Consider the following 2,980-nt stretch of genomic DNA (forward strand, 5'->3'; position numbering starts at 1 on the left):
GTTAGAAGCGAACCTGGGGAACTGAAACATCTAAGTACCCAGAGGAAAGGACATCAAACGAGACTCCGCTAGTAGTGGCGAGCGAACGCGGACCAGGCCAGTGGCAATGAGGAATAAAGTGGAACGATCTGGAAAGTTCGGCCATAGCGGGTGAYAGCCCCGTACACGTAGAACACTCATTGTCCTTGAGTAGGGCGGGACACGTGAAATCCTGTCTGAACATGGGGCGACCACGCTCCAAGCCTAAGTACTCGTGCATGACCGATAGCGAACCAGTACCGTGAGGGAAAGGTGAAAAGCACCCCGACAAGGGGAGTGAAAGAGAACCTGAAACCGAATGCCTACAAACAGTTGGAGCCCAAGATTCGTTCTGGGTGACAGCGTACCTTTTGTATAATGGGTCAGCGACTTAGTCTGACGAGCAAGCTTAAGCCGGTAGGTGTAGGCGCAGCGAAAGCGAGTCTGAACAGGGCGTTCAGTTCGTCGGATTAGACCCGAAACCGAGTGATCTAGCCATGAGCAGGTTGAAGGTAAGGTAACACTTACTGGAGGACCGAACCCGCATCTGTTGCAATAGATTGGGATGACTTGTGGCTAGGGGTGAAAGGCCAATCAAACTCGGAGATAGCTGGTTCTCCGCGAAATCTATTTAGGTAGAGCGTCGATTGAATACCCTGGGGGGTAGAGCACTGGATGGGCTAGGGGTCCTCACCGGATTACCAAACCTAACCAAACTCCGAATACCCAGGAGTACTGATCGGCAGACACACGGCGGGTGCTAACGTCCGTCGTGGAGAGGGCAACAACCCTGACCACCATCTAAGGTCCCCAAGTTATGGCTAAGTGGGAAAGGATGTGAGGATCCCAAAACAACCAGGATGTTGGCTTAGAAGCAGCCATCATTTAAAGAAAGCGTAACAGCTCACTGGTCTAAATAAGGGTCTTTGCGCCGAAAATGTACCGGGGCTAAAGCCATACACCGAAGCTGTGGATGTCCGTAAGGACGTGGTAGCGGAGCGTTCCCTAAGCCGTCGAAGCCGGACCCGTGAGGGCCGGTGGAGGTATGGGAAGTGAGAATGCTGACATGAGTAACGATAAAGGGAGTGAGAGACTCCCTCGCCGAAAGTCCAAGGGTTCCTGCTTAAAGTTAATCTGAGCAGGGTTAGCCGGCCCCTAAGCTGAGGCCGAAAGGCGTAAGTGATGGGAACCACGTTAATATTCGTGGGCCTGCGGGTAGTGACGGATCGCGTGTGTTGTGAGGTCTTAATGGATTGATCTTGCAGCGAAGCGGTTCCAGGAAATAGCTCCCGCGTATAGACCGTACCCTAAACCGACACTGGTGGACTGGTAGAGAATACCAAGGCGCTTGAGAGAACTGCGTTGAAGGAACTCGGCAAATTGCACGCGTAACTTCGGAAGAAGCGTGACCCTTCTTCGGGCAACCGAAGGGGGGTGGCACAGACCAGGGGGTAGCGACTGTTTACCAAAAACACAGGGCTCTGCGAAGTCGCAAGACGACGTATAGGGTCTGACGCCTGCCCGGTGCTGGAAGGTTAAGAGGAGGGGTGCAAGCTCTGAATCGAAGCCCCAGTAAACGGCGGCCGTAACTATAACGGTCCTAAGGTAGCGAAATTCCTTGTCGGGTAAGTTCCGACCTGCACGAATGGCGTAACGACTTCCCCGCTGTCTCCAACGCAGACTCAGTGAAATTGAATTCCCCGTGAAGATGCGGGGTTCCTGCGGTTAGACGGAAAGACCCCGTGCACCTTTACTATAGCTTTACACTGGCATTCGTGACGGCATGTGTAGGATAGGTGGTAGGCTTTGAAGCCAGGGCGCCAGCCTTGGTGGAGCCACCCTTGAAATACCACCCTTATCGTCATGGATGTCTAACCGCGGCCCGTYATCCGGGTCCGGGACAGTGTATGGTGGGTAGTTTGACTGGGGCGGTCGCCTCCTAAAGAGTAACGGAGGCGCGCGATGGTGGGCTCAGACCGGTCGGAAATCGGTCGTCGAGTGCAATGGCATAAGCCCGCCTGACTGCGAGACWGACAMGTCGAGCAGAGWCGAAAGWCGGTCATAGTGATCCGGTGGTCCCGYGTGGAAGGGCCATCGCTCAACGGATAAAAGGTACGCCGGGGATAACAGGCTGATGACCCCCAAGAGTCCATATCGACGGGGTTGTTTGGCACCTCGATGTCGACTCATCGCATCCTGGGGCTGGAGCAGGTCCCAAGGGTATGGCTGTTCGCCATTTAAAGCGGTACGTGAGTTGGGTTCAGAACGTCGTGAGACAGTTCGGTCCCTATCTGCCGTGGGTGTAGGAATATTGACAGGATCTGTCCCTAGTACGAGAGGACCGGGATGGACGTATCTCTGGTGGACCTGTTGTGGCGCCAGCCGCATAGCAGGGTAGCTATATACGGACGGGATAACCGCTGAAGGCATCTAAGCGGGAAACCCACCTGAAAACGAGTGTTCCCTATCAGAGCCGTGGAAGACGACCACGTTGATAGGCCGGGTGTGGAAGTGCGGCAACGCATGCAGCTTACCGGTACTAATAGCTCGATCGACTTGATCGTTCTCATTATCAATGCTCATCGCSAAGCGATGAGCATCAATTAGTCTTGTCCTCACGCCGTACGCCKCTTCCGGGGCTGGCTCCGGACGGGGCGTCGGRCSACCGAMGGCGCGCAGTCGCGCGCTCGGGCTTCGCCCKGAAGGCGGTAGTCCTGAAATGATGTAAAGGCAGAAAGAAATGTCGGGTAAGTAAACAGGGAAGGGCAGAAAAATATACTCCCTTATTCCCCTATTCCCTTATTCCCCTAACCCAGCTTCTCACCGACTTTGCGCTTTGCCGACCTGGTGGTTATGGCGGAGCGGCTGCACCCGATCCCATCCCGAACTCGGCCGTGAAACGCTCCAGCGCCAATGGTACTTCGTCTCAAGACGCGGGAGAGTAGGTCGCTGCCAGGTCTGC

2 rRNA genes are annotated in these 2,980 nt (G+C 55.0%); both read left to right on the forward strand.

The features are described 5' to 3' along the window. Window positions 1–2,582: ribosomal RNA gene (locus tag ACOWVG_RS19215) — 23S ribosomal RNA — on the forward strand; the annotation flags it as partial. 279 nt (window positions 2,583–2,861) lie between these two features. After that, a 5S ribosomal RNA gene (gene rrf, locus ACOWVG_RS19220) occupies window positions 2,862–2,976 on the forward strand. The last annotated feature ends 4 nt before the right edge of the window (window positions 2,977–2,980 follow it).

Source organism: Brucella sp. IR073 (genome assembly GCF_049065735.1).
GTDB lineage: Bacteria > Pseudomonadota > Alphaproteobacteria > Rhizobiales > Rhizobiaceae > Paramesorhizobium.